Source organism: Pseudoroseicyclus sp. CXY001, from assembly GCF_041714655.1.
GTDB lineage: Bacteria > Pseudomonadota > Alphaproteobacteria > Rhodobacterales > Rhodobacteraceae > Pseudoroseicyclus_A.
On record NZ_CP168219.1, the window covers coordinates 536,332 to 551,226 of the forward strand.

The 14,895-nt window shown below is 68.1% G+C and carries 15 protein-coding genes; 8 read left to right on the top strand and 7 right to left on the bottom strand.

All coding sequences use genetic code 11. The features are described from left to right. Positions 1-8 precede the first annotated feature (8 nt). From ACAZ03_RS02830 to gloB, 3 genes are all read right to left on the bottom strand, one after another. Positions 9-491, bottom strand: coding sequence for a GNAT family N-acetyltransferase (locus ACAZ03_RS02830; RefSeq protein WP_373355840.1), 483 nt, complete (start codon positions 489-491; stop codon positions 9-11). Between the two features lie 38 nt (positions 492-529). After that, positions 530-2,863, bottom strand: coding sequence for an ATP-dependent Clp protease ATP-binding subunit ClpA (gene clpA, locus ACAZ03_RS02835; RefSeq protein WP_373355841.1), 2,334 nt, complete (start codon positions 2,861-2,863; stop codon positions 530-532). A 190-nt stretch (positions 2,864-3,053) separates the two neighbouring features. Next, positions 3,054-3,821, bottom strand: a complete 768-nt coding sequence (gloB, locus tag ACAZ03_RS02840; RefSeq protein WP_373355842.1) for a hydroxyacylglutathione hydrolase — start codon at positions 3,819-3,821, stop codon at positions 3,054-3,056. A 62-nt stretch (positions 3,822-3,883) separates the two neighbouring features. On the opposite strand from gloB, the gene ACAZ03_RS02845 reads away from it, so the two are divergent. The 7 genes from ACAZ03_RS02845 (at position 3,884) to ACAZ03_RS02875 (ending at position 10,246) form a co-directional block, all read left to right on the top strand. Beyond that, positions 3,884-4,648: a class I SAM-dependent methyltransferase gene (locus tag ACAZ03_RS02845; protein WP_373355843.1), complete on the top strand. Its 765-nt coding sequence runs from the start codon at positions 3,884-3,886 to the stop codon at positions 4,646-4,648. A gap of 207 nt (positions 4,649-4,855) precedes the next feature. Then, positions 4,856-5,416, top strand: coding sequence for a F0F1 ATP synthase subunit delta (locus ACAZ03_RS02850; RefSeq protein ID WP_373355844.1), 561 nt, complete (start codon positions 4,856-4,858; stop codon positions 5,414-5,416). Further along, complete coding sequence (gene atpA / locus ACAZ03_RS02855; protein ID WP_373355845.1) at positions 5,416-6,954, top strand: F0F1 ATP synthase subunit alpha; 1,539 nt, start codon at positions 5,416-5,418, stop codon at positions 6,952-6,954. The genes ACAZ03_RS02850 and atpA overlap by 1 nt, the downstream gene beginning before the upstream one ends. Before the next feature lie 25 nt (positions 6,955-6,979). Further along, the gene (locus ACAZ03_RS02860; protein ID WP_373355846.1) at positions 6,980-7,864 is read left to right on the top strand and encodes a F0F1 ATP synthase subunit gamma; all 885 of its coding nucleotides are present in this window, start codon (positions 6,980-6,982) and stop codon (positions 7,862-7,864) included. Positions 7,865-7,946: 82 nt separating this feature from the next. Continuing rightward, positions 7,947-9,368 (top strand): F0F1 ATP synthase subunit beta, encoded by a 1,422-nt coding sequence (gene atpD, locus ACAZ03_RS02865; RefSeq protein ID WP_373355847.1) that lies wholly within the window; start codon positions 7,947-7,949, stop codon positions 9,366-9,368. Between the two features lie 12 nt (positions 9,369-9,380). Beyond that, on the top strand, positions 9,381-9,791 hold the full coding sequence (locus ACAZ03_RS02870) for a F0F1 ATP synthase subunit epsilon (protein ID WP_373355848.1): 411 nt from the start codon (positions 9,381-9,383) through the stop codon (positions 9,789-9,791). 101 nt (positions 9,792-9,892) lie between these two features. After that, entirely contained in the window at positions 9,893-10,246 is a 354-nt protein-coding gene (locus ACAZ03_RS02875; RefSeq protein ID WP_373355849.1) for an H-type lectin domain-containing protein, read from the top strand. A gap of 319 nt (positions 10,247-10,565) precedes the next feature. Here ACAZ03_RS02875 and ACAZ03_RS02880 read toward each other — a convergent pair whose 3' ends face one another. Continuing rightward, on the bottom strand, positions 10,566-11,585 hold the full coding sequence (locus ACAZ03_RS02880) for a ribose-phosphate pyrophosphokinase (RefSeq protein WP_373355850.1): 1,020 nt from the start codon (positions 11,583-11,585) through the stop codon (positions 10,566-10,568). A 121-nt stretch (positions 11,586-11,706) separates the two neighbouring features. Between ACAZ03_RS02880 and ACAZ03_RS02885 the strand changes: the two genes are divergently transcribed. Continuing rightward, positions 11,707-12,306, top strand: coding sequence for a 2-hydroxychromene-2-carboxylate isomerase (locus ACAZ03_RS02885; protein WP_373355851.1), 600 nt, complete (start codon positions 11,707-11,709; stop codon positions 12,304-12,306). A 120-nt stretch (positions 12,307-12,426) separates the two neighbouring features. On the opposite strand, the gene ACAZ03_RS02890 is transcribed toward ACAZ03_RS02885, so the two are convergent. The 3 genes from ACAZ03_RS02890 to ACAZ03_RS02900 are packed head-to-tail and all read right to left on the bottom strand — an operon-like array spanning position 12,427 to position 14,865. Further along, on the bottom strand, positions 12,427-13,458 hold the full coding sequence (locus ACAZ03_RS02890) for a low specificity L-threonine aldolase (RefSeq protein WP_373355852.1): 1,032 nt from the start codon (positions 13,456-13,458) through the stop codon (positions 12,427-12,429). Further along, positions 13,455-13,922, bottom strand: a complete 468-nt coding sequence (locus ACAZ03_RS02895; RefSeq protein WP_373355853.1) for a YcgN family cysteine cluster protein — start codon at positions 13,920-13,922, stop codon at positions 13,455-13,457. The genes ACAZ03_RS02890 and ACAZ03_RS02895 overlap by 4 nt, the downstream gene beginning before the upstream one ends. Positions 13,923-13,926: 4 nt before the next feature. After that, positions 13,927-14,865: a bifunctional riboflavin kinase/FAD synthetase gene (locus ACAZ03_RS02900; protein ID WP_373355854.1), complete on the bottom strand. Its 939-nt coding sequence runs from the start codon at positions 14,863-14,865 to the stop codon at positions 13,927-13,929. Positions 14,866-14,895: the final 30 nt, after the last annotated feature.

A 14,895-nucleotide genomic window follows, 5' to 3' on the forward strand; every position in this document is an offset into this window, starting at 1 on the left:
GGGCGGCCTCAGCCCGTCGGCGCCCGCGCCTCCATCGGCAAGATGCGCCCCCAGTCGGTCTCCCGCGCCGGCCCCGCCAGCTCGAAGCCGAGCTTGCGATAGGCCGCGATGGCGCGGGCGTTGTGGGGGTGGGGATCTGTGGCGATCACCGGGGCGCCGGCGGCGAAGGGCGCCGCCATCCGCGCGCCGATGAAGCCGGGGCCGTGGCCCTGGCCCAGCATGTCGGCCTCGCCGATATACTGGTCGATGCCGCGCGTGCCGGGCGGCAGCTGGCCGAAGTGGTGCCCGGGCCAGCCATGCGGGTCGTAATCCTGGATGAAGGCGAAGGGGCGGCCGCCCAAGCTGACGATCAGCCGCGTCACGCGCGGGTCGTCCTCCGGCGGCTCCTCGCCCGGCGCGCCCCACCACTCCCGCACATGCGGCGTCATGCGCCAGTCGCGCAGAAGCGGCCAGTCGGCGGCCGTTGCGGGGCGGAAATCGTAGGAACTCATAGCAAAAGGGCGGGCCCTGCGGCCCGCCCCTCGCTTGGTCAATCCGCCGTCAGCAGAGGCGGCTTGTTGCCGGAAAGGCGCTTGTTCTCGGGCGCCTCGTAGACGAGGGCGATCTTGCCGTCCTCGACCGTGACCTTGACGATCCCACCCTTCTGCAGCTTGCCGAAGAGAAGCTCCTCCGCCAGCGGCTTCTTGATGTTCTCCTGGATCACGCGGCCGAGCGGGCGCGCGCCCATCTTGTCGTCATAGCCGGCCTCGCCGAGCCATTTGGTCGCCTCGTCGGTCAGCTCGATATGGACGTTGCGGTCCATCAGCTGGGCCTCGAGCTGCAGGACGAACTTCTCGACGACCTGCATGATGACCTCCTGCGGCAGCGGCCCGAAGGAGATCACGGCGTCGAGCCGGTTGCGGAACTCGGGCGTGAAGGTCCGCTCGATCGCGGCGGTGTCCTCGCCCTCGCGCCGGCCGCGGCCGAAGCCGATGGCCTCCTGGCTCTGCTCCATCGCGCCGGCGTTGGAGGTCATGATCAGCACCACGTTGCGGAAGTCCACCGAGCGGCCGTTGTGGTCGGTCAGCGTGCCGTGGTCCATCACCTGCAGAAGGATGTTGAACACATCCGGGTGCGCCTTCTCGATCTCGTCGAGCAGGAGCACGCAATGCGGGTGCTGGTCGACCCCGTCGGTCAGAAGACCGCCCTGGTCGAAACCGACATAGCCCGGCGGGGCGCCGATGAGGCGCGAGACCGCGTGCTTCTCCATGTATTCGCTCATGTCGAAGCGCAGCATCTCGACGCCGAGCGTCGAGGCGAGCTGCTTGGCGACCTCGGTCTTGCCGACGCCGGTGGGGCCGGCGAAGAGGTAGTTGCCGATCGGCTTGTCGGGCTCGCGCAGGCCCGCCCGCGCCAGCTTGATGGCGGAGGCGAGGGCCTCGATGGCCTTGTCCTGCCCGAAGACGACGCGCTTCAGCGCCGCCTCGAGATCCTTCAGCACTTCGGCATCGTCCTTGGAGACGTTCTTCGGCGGGATGCGGGCGATCTTCGCCACCACCGCCTCGATCTCCTTGGTGCCGATGGTCTTGCGGCGCTTGCTCTCGGCCAGCAGGTGCTGGGCGGCGCCGGCCTCGTCGATCACGTCGATGGCCTTGTCCGGCAGCTTCCGGTCGTTGATGTAGCGCGCCGCCAGTTCCACCGCCGTCTTGATGGCGTCATGCGTGTAGCGGATCTGGTGGTGATCCTCGAAATAGGGCTTGAGGCCTTGCAGGATCTTCACGGCATCCTCGACCGACGGCTCGTTGACGTCGATCTTCTGGAAGCGGCGGGAGAGCGCCCGGTCCTTCTCGAAATGCTGGCGGAACTCCTTGTAGGTCGTGGAGCCCATGCAGCGGAGCTTGCCGCCCTGAAGGGCGGGCTTGAGGAGGTTCGAAGCATCCATCGCGCCGCCGGAGGTTGCGCCGGCGCCGATCACCGTGTGGATCTCGTCGATGAAGAGCACCGCGTCGGGATGCTCCTCGAGCTCCGTCACGACGGCCTTCAGCCGCTCCTCGAAGTCGCCGCGGTAGCGGGTGCCGGCGAGAAGAGCGCCCATGTCGAGCGAGAAGATCGTGGCGCCGGCGAGCACGTCAGGCACTTCGCCGCCGACGATCTTGTGGGCCAGCCCTTCGGCAATGGCCGTCTTGCCGACGCCCGGGTCACCCACGAGCAGCGGATTGTTCTTGCGGCGCCGGCAGAGCACCTGGATGCAGCGCTCCACCTCGTCGGCACGTCCGATCAGCGGGTCGACATCGCCCTTCTGCGCCTTTGCGTTGAGATCGACGCAATATTTCGCCAGCGCGCTCTCCTTTTCATCGCTGGAGGAGGAGGAGCTCGCAGTCTCGCGCTCCTCGTCCTTGGACTGCTCCGCACCGGTCACGGGACGGCTCTCGCCGAAGGCCGGGTCCTTGGCGACGCCATGGGCGATGAAATTCACCGCATCATAGCGGGTCATCTCCTGCTCCTGCAGGAAATAGGCAGCGTTGCTCTCGCGCTCGGCGAAGATCGCGACGAGAACGTTGGCGCCGGTCACCTCGGTGCGGCCCGAGGACTGCACATGGATGGCAGCGCGCTGGATGACGCGCTGGAAGGCGGCCGTGGGCACGGCCTCGGAGCCTTCGACATCGGTCACCAGGGTGGAGAGGTCATCCTCGATGAAATCCTCCAGCGTCTTGCGGAGCTCCTCGAGGTCGACCGAGCAGGCGCGCATCACGCGCGCCGCGTCGGGCTCGTCGATCAGGGCGAGCAAAAGGTGCTCCAGCGTCGCCAGCTCGTGCCGGCGCGCATTCGCCAGGGCGAGGGCGGCATGGATGGACTGCTCAAGCGTTGTCGAAAAAGACGGCACAGGTGCGTGCTCCTCTGCTCGGGGCCGGGATGGGGGGAAGGGCCCGTCCTGACCGTGGCCTTCAAGGTTTAAGGTTCGGTTCTTTCAACGCATCTTCAAGAGGAAAATTGCTCGGAGCCGTTCACGATTGCCGACAGGGGAGGCAAAGGCACAGTTTCGAGGCAGCGTCCCTCAAGGATTCGTCAAGGGTTCAGAACCGATCCTTGCGGCTGCGGATCTCGGTGAAGACCTCGGTATCGGTGGCATCCGCCATGCCGAGCGAGGCCTTGATCTGCGGCACGCCGGCCCGCAGGAAAGGATTGGTCGCGAGCTCTTCCTCGAGGCGGGAAGGGACTGTGGCGTGGCCCGCGGCGCGGGCCTCCCGGACCCGCTGCTCCCGAGAGATAAGATCGGGATTTTCCGGTTCAATAGTGAGCGCGAAGGCGGCGTTGGCGGCGGTATATTCGTGGCCCGAATAGACCATCGTCTCCGCCGGCAGGGCCGCAAAGGCCTGCAGCGTCTGCCACATCTGCGCGGGGCTGCCCTCGAAGAGCCGCCCGCAGCCGAGCGCCATGAGGCTGTCGGCCGAGAAGAGCGCCGCCGCCTCGGGCAGGTAAAAGGCGATATGGCCTACGGTGTGGCCGGGCGCGTCCATCACCCGCACCTCCTGCCCGTAGAGGTCGAAGGTCTCGCCCGGGCGCACCTCCCGGTCGAGCGCCGGCAGGCGGTGGGCATCGGCGGCGGCGCCGGTGACGCGGGCGCCGTAGGCGGCGCGCAGGTCGTCCACCGCCTCGACGTGATCGCCATGGTGGTGGGTGATGAGGATGTCATCGAGACCCCAGCCCCGCTCCTCGAGCGCTGCCTTGATCGGCGCCGTCTCCGGCGCATCGACGAGCGCGGTGCGGCCCGAGGCCTCGTCATGCAGCAGATAGAAGTAGTTGTCGCTCCGCGCCGGCAGGGTCGTGATGGTCATCGCCATGGTCAAACTTTCCTTCCGTCCCTATGTTTTCTCCAGACTGAGGGAGACGGGGCCGCGCTTCAATGCACCTGGACGTGACCGACCTGCGCGACTTCTATTACCGCTCCGCGCTCGGCCGGGCGGCGCAGAAGGTCGTGCGCGGCGAGCTGCAGACGCTCTGGCCCGAGGCGAAGGGGCAATATGTGCTCGGCTTCGGCTTCGCGGCGCCGCTCCTGCGGCCCTACCTCGCCCAGGCGCGGCGGGTCGTTGCGCTGATGCCGGCGCCGCAGGGGGTGATGCCCTGGCCGCCGGGGCTGCCGAATGTCTCGGTGCTCTGCGCCGAATCCCTCTGGCCGGTGGAGACGGGCGCCGTCGACAAGCTGGTGCTGCTGCACGGGCTTGAGACCTCCGAACGGCCGACGGCGCTGCTGGAAGAGGCCTGGCGCGTGCTCGGGCCCGGCGGGCGGGCCGTCTTCATCGTGCCGAACCGGGCGGGGCTCTGGTCGCGCTCGGATGCGACGCCCTTCGGCTACGGGCGGCCGTTTTCCATCGGCCAGCTCGAGGCGATGCTGAGGGAGCATGATTTCGAGCCCGGCCGCTCGCTCTCGACGCTCTACCAGCCGCCGAGCGTGCGGCGGAACTGGCGGAAGGCGGCGGGATTCCTTGAAAGCGCGGGCCGGCACCTGCCGGTCTTCGCGGCGGGCGGCGTGCTGATGGTCGAGGCCACCAAGCAGACGACCCAGCCCACCCGGCCGGGCCTGCCGGAGGCGGTGCGGCGGCCTCTGAGGGTGCTGGAAGGCATGGCCAATCCGGAGCCGGCGCGGCGGGGCGCCGGGGCAGCGGACTAGGCGCCGATAGCGCCGAGCCATGCGCTCAGCGCAAGGCTCTTCAGAATCGCTAACGAAACGCTAAGGCAACCCTGTTGCGGCACCGGGAACCACCTGCTAAACGCCCCTTGATTTGACGGCCGGGCGCCTTCGCCGGGCCATTCCCGGATGCCCGACTCGCGCCCTTCGGGAGGGGGCGAACGGGCCAGAGCATCGAAAAGAGGGGACGTGTCCGAATCTCATTCCATCTCCACAGGCATTGCAGCCCGCTATGCCTCTGCCGCCTACGAGCTCGCCGGTGAAGCCGGCGGCATCGCCGCCCTCGAGGCCGATGTCGACGCGCTCGAAGCGGCGCTCGCCGAGAGCGAAGATTTCTCCGATCTGATCTCCTCGCCCCTTTACAGCCGCGCCGATCAGGGCCGCGCCATGGCCGAACTGGCCAGCGCCATGGGCCTGACCGAGACCATGCGCAACGTTCTGGGCCTCATGTCCCAGAAACGCCGCCTGTTCGTGCTGCCGCAGCTTCTGGAGGCGCTCCGCGCCAAGATCGCCGACGAGAAGGGCGAGGTGACCGCCGAGGTGACCTCCGCCCAGCCGCTGAGCGACGCGCAGGCCAAGCGCCTGTCCGAGGCGCTGGCCGAGAAATCCGGCAAGACAGTCAAACTGAAGACCAGCGTCGATGAGAGCCTCATCGGCGGGATGGTCGTGAAAATGGGCTCGCAGATGATCGACACCTCGATCTCTGCCAAGCTCTCCTCCCTGCAGACTTCCATGAAAGAGGCCCGGTAATGGCGATCCAAGCTGCGGAGATCTCCGCGATCCTCAAGGACCAGATCAAGAACTTCGGCCAGGAAGCCGAAGTCGCCGAAGTGGGCCGTGTTCTCAGCGTCGGCGACGGCATCGCCCGCGTCTACGGGCTGGACAACATCCAGGCCGGCGAGATGGTCGAATTCCCCGGCGGCATCCGCGGCATGGCGCTGAACCTCGAGACCGACAACGTCGGCGTCGTGATCTTCGGCTCCGACCAGGACATCAAGGAAGGCGACACGGTCAAGCGGACCAACTCCATCGTGGACGTTCCCGCCGGTGAAGCCCTCCTCGGCCGCGTGGTCGACGGCCTCGGCAACCCGCTCGACGGCAAGGGCCCGATCGACGCCTCTGAGCGCCGCGTCGCTGACGTGAAGGCGCCGGGCATCATCCCGCGCAAATCCGTGCACGAGCCGATGGCCACCGGCCTCAAGTCCGTCGACGCCATGATCCCGATCGGCCGCGGCCAGCGCGAGCTGATCATCGGCGACCGCCAGACCGGCAAGACCGCCATCGCGATGGACACGATCCTCAACCAGAAGAGCTACAACGACGCCGCCGGCGACGACGAGTCGAAGAAGCTCTACTGCATCTACGTCGCCATCGGTCAGAAGCGCTCGACCGTCGCCCAGCTCGTCCGCCGCCTCGAGGCGACCGGCGCCATCGACTACTCGATCGTCGTGGCCGCCACCGCCTCCGACCCGGCGCCGATGCAGTTCCTCGCGCCCTATGCCGCGACGGCCATGGCGGAATACTTCCGTGACAACGGCCGCCACGCGCTCATCATCTACGATGACCTCTCCAAGCAGGCCGTCGCCTACCGCCAGATGTCGCTGCTGCTGCGCCGTCCGCCGGGGCGCGAAGCCTATCCGGGCGACGTGTTCTACCTCCACTCCCGCCTGCTCGAGCGTTCCGCCAAGCTCAACGAGGGTCATGGCTCCGGCTCTCTGACCGCGCTGCCGATCATCGAGACCCAGGGCGGCGACGTCTCCGCGTTCATCCCGACCAACGTGATCTCGATCACCGACGGCCAGATCTTCCTCGAGACCGAGCTGTTCTTCCAGGGCATCCGCCCGGCCGTGAACACCGGCCTCTCGGTCAGCCGCGTCGGCTCCTCGGCCCAGACCGCGGCCATGAAGTCGGTCGCCGGCCCCGTGAAGCTCGAGCTCGCGCAGTACCGCGAGATGGCGGCCTTCGCGCAGTTCGGCTCCGACCTCGACGCGGCCACGCAGCGCCTGCTGAACCGCGGCGCCCGCCTGACCGAGCTGATGAAGCAGCCGCAATACTCGCCGCTGACCAATGCCGAGATCGTCTTCGTCATCTACGCCGGCGTGAACGGCTATCTCGACAAGGTCGCCGTCCGCGACGTCACCCGCTGGGAAGCCGGGCTCCTGAAGTTCCTGCGCTCGAAGAAGTCCGATGTGCTCGACTTCATCACCCGCGAGGACCCGAAGATCAAAGGCGATGCGGAAGAGAAGGTGAAGGCGGCGATCGACGAATACGCCAAGGACTTCGCCTGATCCGGAACAGTAAGGAGGACAGGGCATGCCCTCTCTGAAGGACCTCAAGAACCGGATCGAGTCGGTCAAGTCGACGCGCAAGATCACCAAGGCCATGCAGATGGTCGCGGCGGCCAAGCTCCGCCGCGCCCAGGAGGCGGCCGAGGCGGCGCGTCCCTATGCCGAGCGGTTCAACGCCGTGATGGCGGGGCTCGCCTCGGGCGTCAGTGGCAGCGACAGCGCGCCGAAGCTCCTGGCCGGCACCGGGCAGGACAAGACGCATCTGATCGTGGTGATGACCGCCGAGCGCGGCCTCTGCGGCGGCTTCAACGCCTCCATCACCCGCAAGGCGCGGCTGCGCGTCGAGGAGCTGCTTGCCGCCGGGAAAGAGGTGAAGATCCTCACCGTCGGCAAGAAGGGCCGCGACATGCTGCGCCGGGATCATGGCGACCGCTTCGTCGGGCATCACGACCTCTCGGACGTGAAGCGCATCGGCTACGAGCACGCGCAAGAGATCGCGACGGACATTCTCGACCGCTTCGCGGCCGGCGAATTCGACGTGGCGACGATCTTCTACTCGGTCTTCGAGAATGTCGTGACGCAGGTGCCGACCGCCCAGCAGATCATCCCGGCCTCCTACGAGGAGAGCGGGGAGGGCGACGAAGCCGGCGCTGCCACGCTCTATGATTACGAGCCGTCGGAAGAGGCGATCCTCGCCGATCTTCTGCCGCGCGGCGTGGCCACGCAGATCTTCACCGGCCTTCTGGAAAACAACGCCAGCTTCAACGGCGCCCAGATGTCGGCGATGGACAATGCCACGCGCAACGCCGGCGAGATGATCGACAAGCTGACGATCGAGTTCAACCGGACCCGCCAGGCCGTGATCACCAACGAGCTGATCGAGATCATTTCGGGCGCCGAGGCGCTCTGACGACGAACATCGGCGCGGCCGGGGCCGCGCCGCACAGGACATGACGGCCCCACGCCGGGCCAGGAAACCGGAGACGACATCAATGGCTGACGCTAAGGGCAAGATCACCCAGGTCATCGGCGCCGTGGTGGACGTGCAGTTCGACGCCGAGCTGCCGGCCATCCTCAACGCGCTGACCACCGAGAACAACGGCAAGAAGCTGGTGCTGGAAGTGGCCCAGCATCTCGGCGAGAACACCGTGCGCACCATCGCCATGGACGCGACCGAGGGCCTCGTCCGCGGCGCCCCCGTGGCCGATACCGGCGCACCGATCTCGGTGCCGGTCGGCACCGCCACGCTCGGCCGGATCCTCAACGTCATCGGCGAGCCGATCGACGAGAAGGGCCCGATCGAATCCGACGAGACCCGCGCCATCCACCAGCCGGCCCCGGATTTCGACGAGCAGTCGACCGAGGCCGAGATCCTCGTCACCGGCATCAAGGTCATCGACCTGCTGGCGCCCTACGCCAAGGGCGGCAAGATCGGCCTCTTCGGCGGCGCCGGCGTGGGCAAGACGGTTCTGATCCAGGAGCTGATCAACAACATCGCCAAGGTGCACTCCGGCCTCTCCGTCTTCGCCGGTGTCGGCGAGCGGACCCGTGAGGGCAACGACCTCTATCACGAGATGATCGAATCGGGCGTTCTCAACACCGAGAACCTCGCCGAGTCGAAGATCGCCCTCGTCTACGGCCAGATGAACGAACCGCCGGGCGCCCGTGCCCGCGTCGCGCTGACCGGCCTGACGCTGGCCGAGCAGTTCCGCGATGCCACCGGCACCGACGTTCTGTTCTTCGTCGACAACATCTTCCGCTTCACCCAGGCCGGCTCCGAGATGTCGGCGCTTCTGGGCCGCATCCCCTCCGCCGTGGGCTACCAGCCGACGCTGGCGACCGACATGGGCGCCATGCAGGAGCGGATCACCTCGACGAAGAACGGCTCGATCACCTCGATCCAGGCCGTCTACGTGCCCGCCGACGACCTTACCGACCCGGCGCCGGCCACCACCTTCGCCCACCTCGATGCGCGGACCGTTCTGTCGCGCGCCATCTCCGAGCTCGGCATCTACCCGGCCGTCGACCCGCTCGACTCGTCCTCGCGCCTCATGGATCCGCAGATCCTCGGCGAAGAGCACTACCAGGTCGCGCGCGACGTCCAGGGGATCCTCCAGCGCTACAAGTCGCTGCAGGACATCATCGCCATTCTCGGCATGGACGAGCTCTCGGAAGAGGACAAGCTGACCGTGGCCCGCGCCCGGAAGATCCAGCGCTTCCTCTCCCAGCCGTTCGACGTGGCGCAGGTCTTCACCGGCTCCCCGGGGATCCAGGTGCCGCTCGAGGATACGATCGCCTCGTTCAAGGCCGTCGTCGCCGGCGAATACGACCACCTGCCGGAGGCCGCCTTCTACATGGTCGGCGGCATCAAGGAAGCCGTGGCGAAGGCCGAGAAGCTGGCCGCCGCCGCCTGAGGAGGATGATCCATGGCCGATACTGTCCAGTTCGACCTCGTGAGCCCCGAGCGGCGGCTGGCCTCGCTTGAGGCCACGTCCGTCGAGATCCCGGGTGCTGACGGCGACATGACGGCCATGGCCGATCATGCGCCGACCATCACCACGCTGCGGCCGGGCCTTCTGAAGGTCCATCATGCCGGCGGCGTGGATGAATATCTCGTCTCCGGCGGCTTCGCCGAGATCACCGCCTCGTCGGTGTCGGTGCTTGCCGAGCTGGCGGCGCCGCGCGGCGAGGTGGATGCCGAGCTGATGACCCGCCTTCGCGAGGGGGCGACGACGACGCTCGAGCAGGCGAAGAGCCAGGGCGCCGGGATGGACGAGGCCACGAAGACCCTCGCCGATCTCGATGCCGTCGGGCGGGAGCTCGGCGTCAGCGCCTGACGCCGGCCGATTGACTTGACCAACGCCGAGGGCCCCTTGCCGGGGCCCTCTTGCGTTTCGGGGGTCGGGCCGCCGATATTGGCGCGGCGAAGGGGAGGCTCATGAAGGTATTCGACACCGGCGTCATCGCGGTGGATCAGGGCGATTGCACGCTCTTCTCCGATTTCAGCGAGGGCGGGCCGATGTGGGCCGGGCAGGGGCCCCGCGAGGTGCGCCACGCCGTCACCTTCTCCCGCCCCTTCCTCGCGCCGCCGGCGGTGACCTGCGCCATCTCGCTCTGGGATTTCGACGCCGGCCACAACCTGCGCGCCGACATCCGCCCCGCCAATGTGACGGAGGCCGGCTTCACCATCGTCTTCAAGACCTGGGGCGACACCCGCATCGCCCGCGTCCACGCCACCTGGCAAGCCATCGGCGCCGTCGGCGATAGTGAGATGTGGGAGCTGACGGACTAGGGTTCGGGGGTCGCCAAGGTGCCCCGCCTTCGGGGCCAGCCGTAGGGTGGGTTTTCAACCCACCACCCCGTCTTAATCCGCACTACACCCGCACGCCGGCCCGCGGGATGGCGCTCCGACGCCCGGGGCGGAGAACTTTATGGTGCAACCCACACCCCGCCTTGAGCGAAGTACCCAGCCCAACCAGAGCGCCAGCCCGCGGGAACGGGCCGGCGCTCGCGCGGCGGCCTGCGGCCTTGATTCCGCGCGGGGGCTGCTGCTCAGACCCGCTGCCAAAGCCCTCAAAAGGCGGCCGAAGGCAGCCCCCCCGCCGGCGCCGTCAGGCGGCGGAATACATGCCTTCGTAGATCGGCGTCAGCGTCTCGTGATCGAAGAGCGACGAGACCGACGTGCCGTTCCAGATGTTGAGGATCGCCTGGGCGAACATCGGCGCGGTCGGCACGATGCGGATGTTCGGGCAGGCCGTCACCGCGTCGGTCGGCGCGATGGAATCGGTGATCACCAGCGACTTGAGCTGCGAGGTCTCGATCCGCCCCACGGCCGGGCCGCTCAGCACGCCGTGCGAGATATAGGCATGGACCTCCTTGGCCCCGCCCTCCATCAGCACTTCGGCCGCCTTGCAGAGCGTGCCGGCCGTGTCGCAGATGTCGTCGACGATGATGCAGCTCTTGCCGCTCACATCGCCGATCACCGTCATCTCCGCCACCTCGCCGGCGCGCTCGCGGCGCTTGTCGACGATGGCGAGCTGCGCGCCGATGCGCTGCGCCAGCTCCCGCGCCCGCGCCACGCCGCCGACGTCGGGCGAGATCACCATCACGTCCTGCAGGCGGCCGCGGAAGTTGTGGGCGAGGTCCAGCGCGAAGATCGGCGCGGCGTAGAGGTTGTCGACGGGGATGTCGAAGAAACCCTGGATCTGCGCCGCGTGCAGATCCATCGTCAGCACCCGCTCGATCCCCGCTTCGTGGATGAGGTTGGCGACGAGCTTGGCCGAGATCGGCGTGCGCGCCTTGGTCCGCCTGTCCTGCCGGGCATAGCCGAAATAGGGGATCACCGCCGTGATCCGGCTGGCGGAGGAGCGGCGGAGCGCGTCGGCGATGATGAGCAGCTCCATCAGGTTGTCGTTGGCCGGGTTCGAGGTCGGCTGGATGATGAACATGTCCTCGCCGCGGACATTCTCGTAGACCTCGACGAAAATCTCCTGGTCGTTGAAGCGCTCGACCCGCGCCTCGACGAGCCCGACGCTCATGCCCCGGTGCATCGACATTCGTCGTGCGATCGAGCGGGCAAGGGGCTGGTTCGCGTTCCCCGCGATCAGCTTGGGTTCGGTCATCGCGGGCATCTAGGGGACCTTTCGGGAGCAGCGACCAGGCCGGAACGAAACAGATTCGTGTCGTTGACACCGCCTAGCACAAGCCTAGGGTCGCGCGAAACCGCCTACGGTCAAGGGAGAGGAGGCCCGAATGCCGCATATCGATTATTACCTCAGTGTGCTGTCGCCCTTTGTCTATCTGGCAGGCACCCGGCCTGCCGAGATCGCCGCGACGCACGGCGCCACGATCACCTACAAGCCGCTCGACATCTCCGGCCTCTTCGCCGCCGTCGGCGCGGTGCCGATGAAGGACCGGCATGTGAACCGCCGCGAGCTCCGCGGCCAGGAGCTCCGCCGCGAATCGAAGCGCGCCGGCGTGCCGCTCAACCCCGCGCCCGCGCATTGGCCCACCAATGCCGCCCCCGCCTCCTACGCGCTCATCGCGGCGCAGGAGGCCGGCGGCGGTGACTTGGCCAAGACCCTCGCCGCCATCAGCCGCGCGAGCTGGGCAGAAGAGAAGGACATCGCCGACGAATCCGTCATCCGCGCGGCGCTGGAGGAGGGCGGCTTCGACCCCGCGCTCGCCGACAAGGGCCTCCTCGCGGGCGCCGACATCTATGCGAAGAACACCGACGAATCCGTCGCTGCCGGCGCCGTCGGCGTGCCCTTCTTCGTGGTGGACGGCACCGAGCGCTTCTGGGGCCAGGACCGCCTCGACCAGCTCGACGCGTTCCTCGCCGGCAAGCTCTGACCCCCGGTCTTTGCTCCCAAAAAATCCTTGGGGGGTCCGGGGGGCAGACAGCCCCCCGGGTCTCTCAACCAGAGCCACGGCGTCCATGAGGCGTAGGGTGGGTTTCCAACCCACCTTCCCTCACTCGAAAAGCCTGAGCACCTCGTCCACCTCGGCCTCGGTCTTCGACCAGTCGCAGACCAGCCGCCCGGTGCAGGGCGCATCGGGGCCGGAGTGGCTTTCTTCCCAGAGGTGATAGACCGCCCCCGCCGCCATGGCCGCCTCATGGATGCGCCGGGGCGCGCGGAGGAAGACCATGTTCGCCTCGGTCGGCCAGGCCATCTCGTAGCCGCGGTCCACGAGCCCGGCCGAGAGCCGCGCCGCCGCCGCATTGGCGCGGCTCGCGAGTTCGCGCCAGAGGTCGCCCTCCAGATAGGCGTCAAATTGCGCCGCGAGATAGCGGTGCTTCGAGAAGAGATGCCCGGCGCGCTTGCGGCGGAGCTCGAATTCCCAGGCGAGCGCCTCGTCGAAGAGCACCACGGCCTCGGCGCCCATCAGCCCGTTCTTGGTGCCGCCGAAGCTCAGCGCCGCCACCTTCTCCACCATCTCCGCCGGGGAGCGGTTGGAGGCGGCGAGCGCGTTCGAGATCCGCGCCCCGTCCATGTGCAGCTTCAGCCCGTAGCGCTGGGCGACGTTGCCGATCGCCTCCAGCTCGCTGGTGCCGTAGGTGGTGCCCGTCTCGGTCGCCTGCGTCAGCGTCACCGGCCCGCGCTGGGGGCCATGCACGCCCCGCGTCTCTTCGGCGAGGATCGCCGCCTCCAGCGAGGCCGCGCCGATCTTGCCGTCCTGCCCGCCGACCGGGATCAGCTTGGCGCCGCCCGTGAAGAACTCCGGCGCGTTGCATTCATCGACATGCACATGCGCCGCCGGGGCGCAGAAGATCGCCGACCAAGGCTGCGCGAGGCAGGCGAGCGCCAGGGCATTGGCGGCCGTGCCGGTGGCGACGAGCGAAACGGCGGCCTTCGGGGCCGAGAAGAGCTCGCGGATGCCCTCCGTCACCTTCTCGGTCAGCGCGTCGGCGCCGTAGGAGGCGACATGCCCCTCGTTGGCACGGCTCAGCGCCTCGATCACCTTCGGATGCGCCGGGCCGGCATTGTCGGATGCGAAATTCATGTGCCTGGTTCCTCGATGATATACTCCTCCCAGTCTTCCTCCGGCACCTCGGCCTCCGACACCGCCTGACCGGCGATGGAGATGCCGGCGCGGTGCACCGCCTGCCGGTCGCCGCATTTCAGATGGTGCCAGTCGTAGAGATCCTCGCCCTCATGGACGAGCCTGTAGGCGCAGGTCGCGGGGAGCCAGTAGAGGTGCTTCTGCAGGGATTTGGGCGTGAGCTGGATGCATTCGGGCACGTAGTCGCGCCGGGTCTCGTAATGGCGGCAGAGGCAGGAGCCGCTGTCGAGGAGCCGGCAGGAGACGCGCGTGAGCGCCACCTCGCCGGTGTCGGCATCCTCGAGCTTGTTGAGGCAGCATTTGCCGCAGCCGTCGCAGAGCGCCTCCCACTCCGCCGTGGTCAGCCGGTCGAGCCGGTAGTGGCGCCAGAAGTCGGGGCGGAGCTGGGGGCGCGTCTCGGCCATCCGCTCAGGCATCGGCGAGGATGGCCCGCGCCTCTGCGACATCCTTCTGCATTTGCGCGATGAGCGGCTCGACGCCCTCGTAGGCGAGCTCGGGGCGGAGATATTCGACGAGGGCCACCGAGATATGGGCGGCATAGAGATCGCCGCGGAAGCCGAGGAGGTAGGTTTCGCAATTGGGCGCGTTGACCCCGAAGGTCGGCCGGACGCCGATCGAGGTGGCGCCGTCATATTCGCCCTCATGCGGCCCGGTCAGCACCGAGACGCGGGTCGCATAGACGCCGAAACGCGGCGGATGCAGGCCGCCGATGGCGAGATTGGCGGTGGGGAAGCCGAGTTCGCGGCCGCGCTGGTCGCCGCGGATCACCTCGCCGTCGATCCGGTGCCAGTGGCCGAGCATGGCGGCGGCGTCGCGCGGGCGGCCCTCGGTGAGCGCCTCGCGGATCGCGGTGGAGGAGACCTCCATCCCGCCGAGTTCGAGGATCGGCGCGGCGGTGACGCCGAAGCCGTAGCGCTGCCCGAGCTCGGTGAGCATGGCGATATCGCCGGCGCGGTTCTGCCCGAAGCGGAAGTCGGCGCCGACGACGACATGGCCGACGCCGAGCTGCCCGGCGAGCACGTCACGGGCGAACTCGTCGGGCGTGAGGGTGGCCAGCGCCTTGGTGAATGGGAGCTCGTAGAGGTAGTTGATGCCGATCTTCTGCAGCCGGTGCGCCCGGGTCTCGGCGTTCATCAGGCGGAAGGGCGGGGCATCGGGGGCGAAGACCTCGCGCGGATGCGGCTCGAAGGTGAGAACGCCGAGGGGCACGCCCATCCGCTCCGCCTCGTCGCGGGCGGTGTCGATCACCGAGCGGTGCCCCAGATGCACCCCGTCGAAATTGCCGATGGCGACGGCGGCGCCCCTGGCATCGTCTTCAAGATAGAGGCTGTCGCGGAAGATGCGCATGGCGAATGGCTAGCCCTGCGCGCGGGGGGG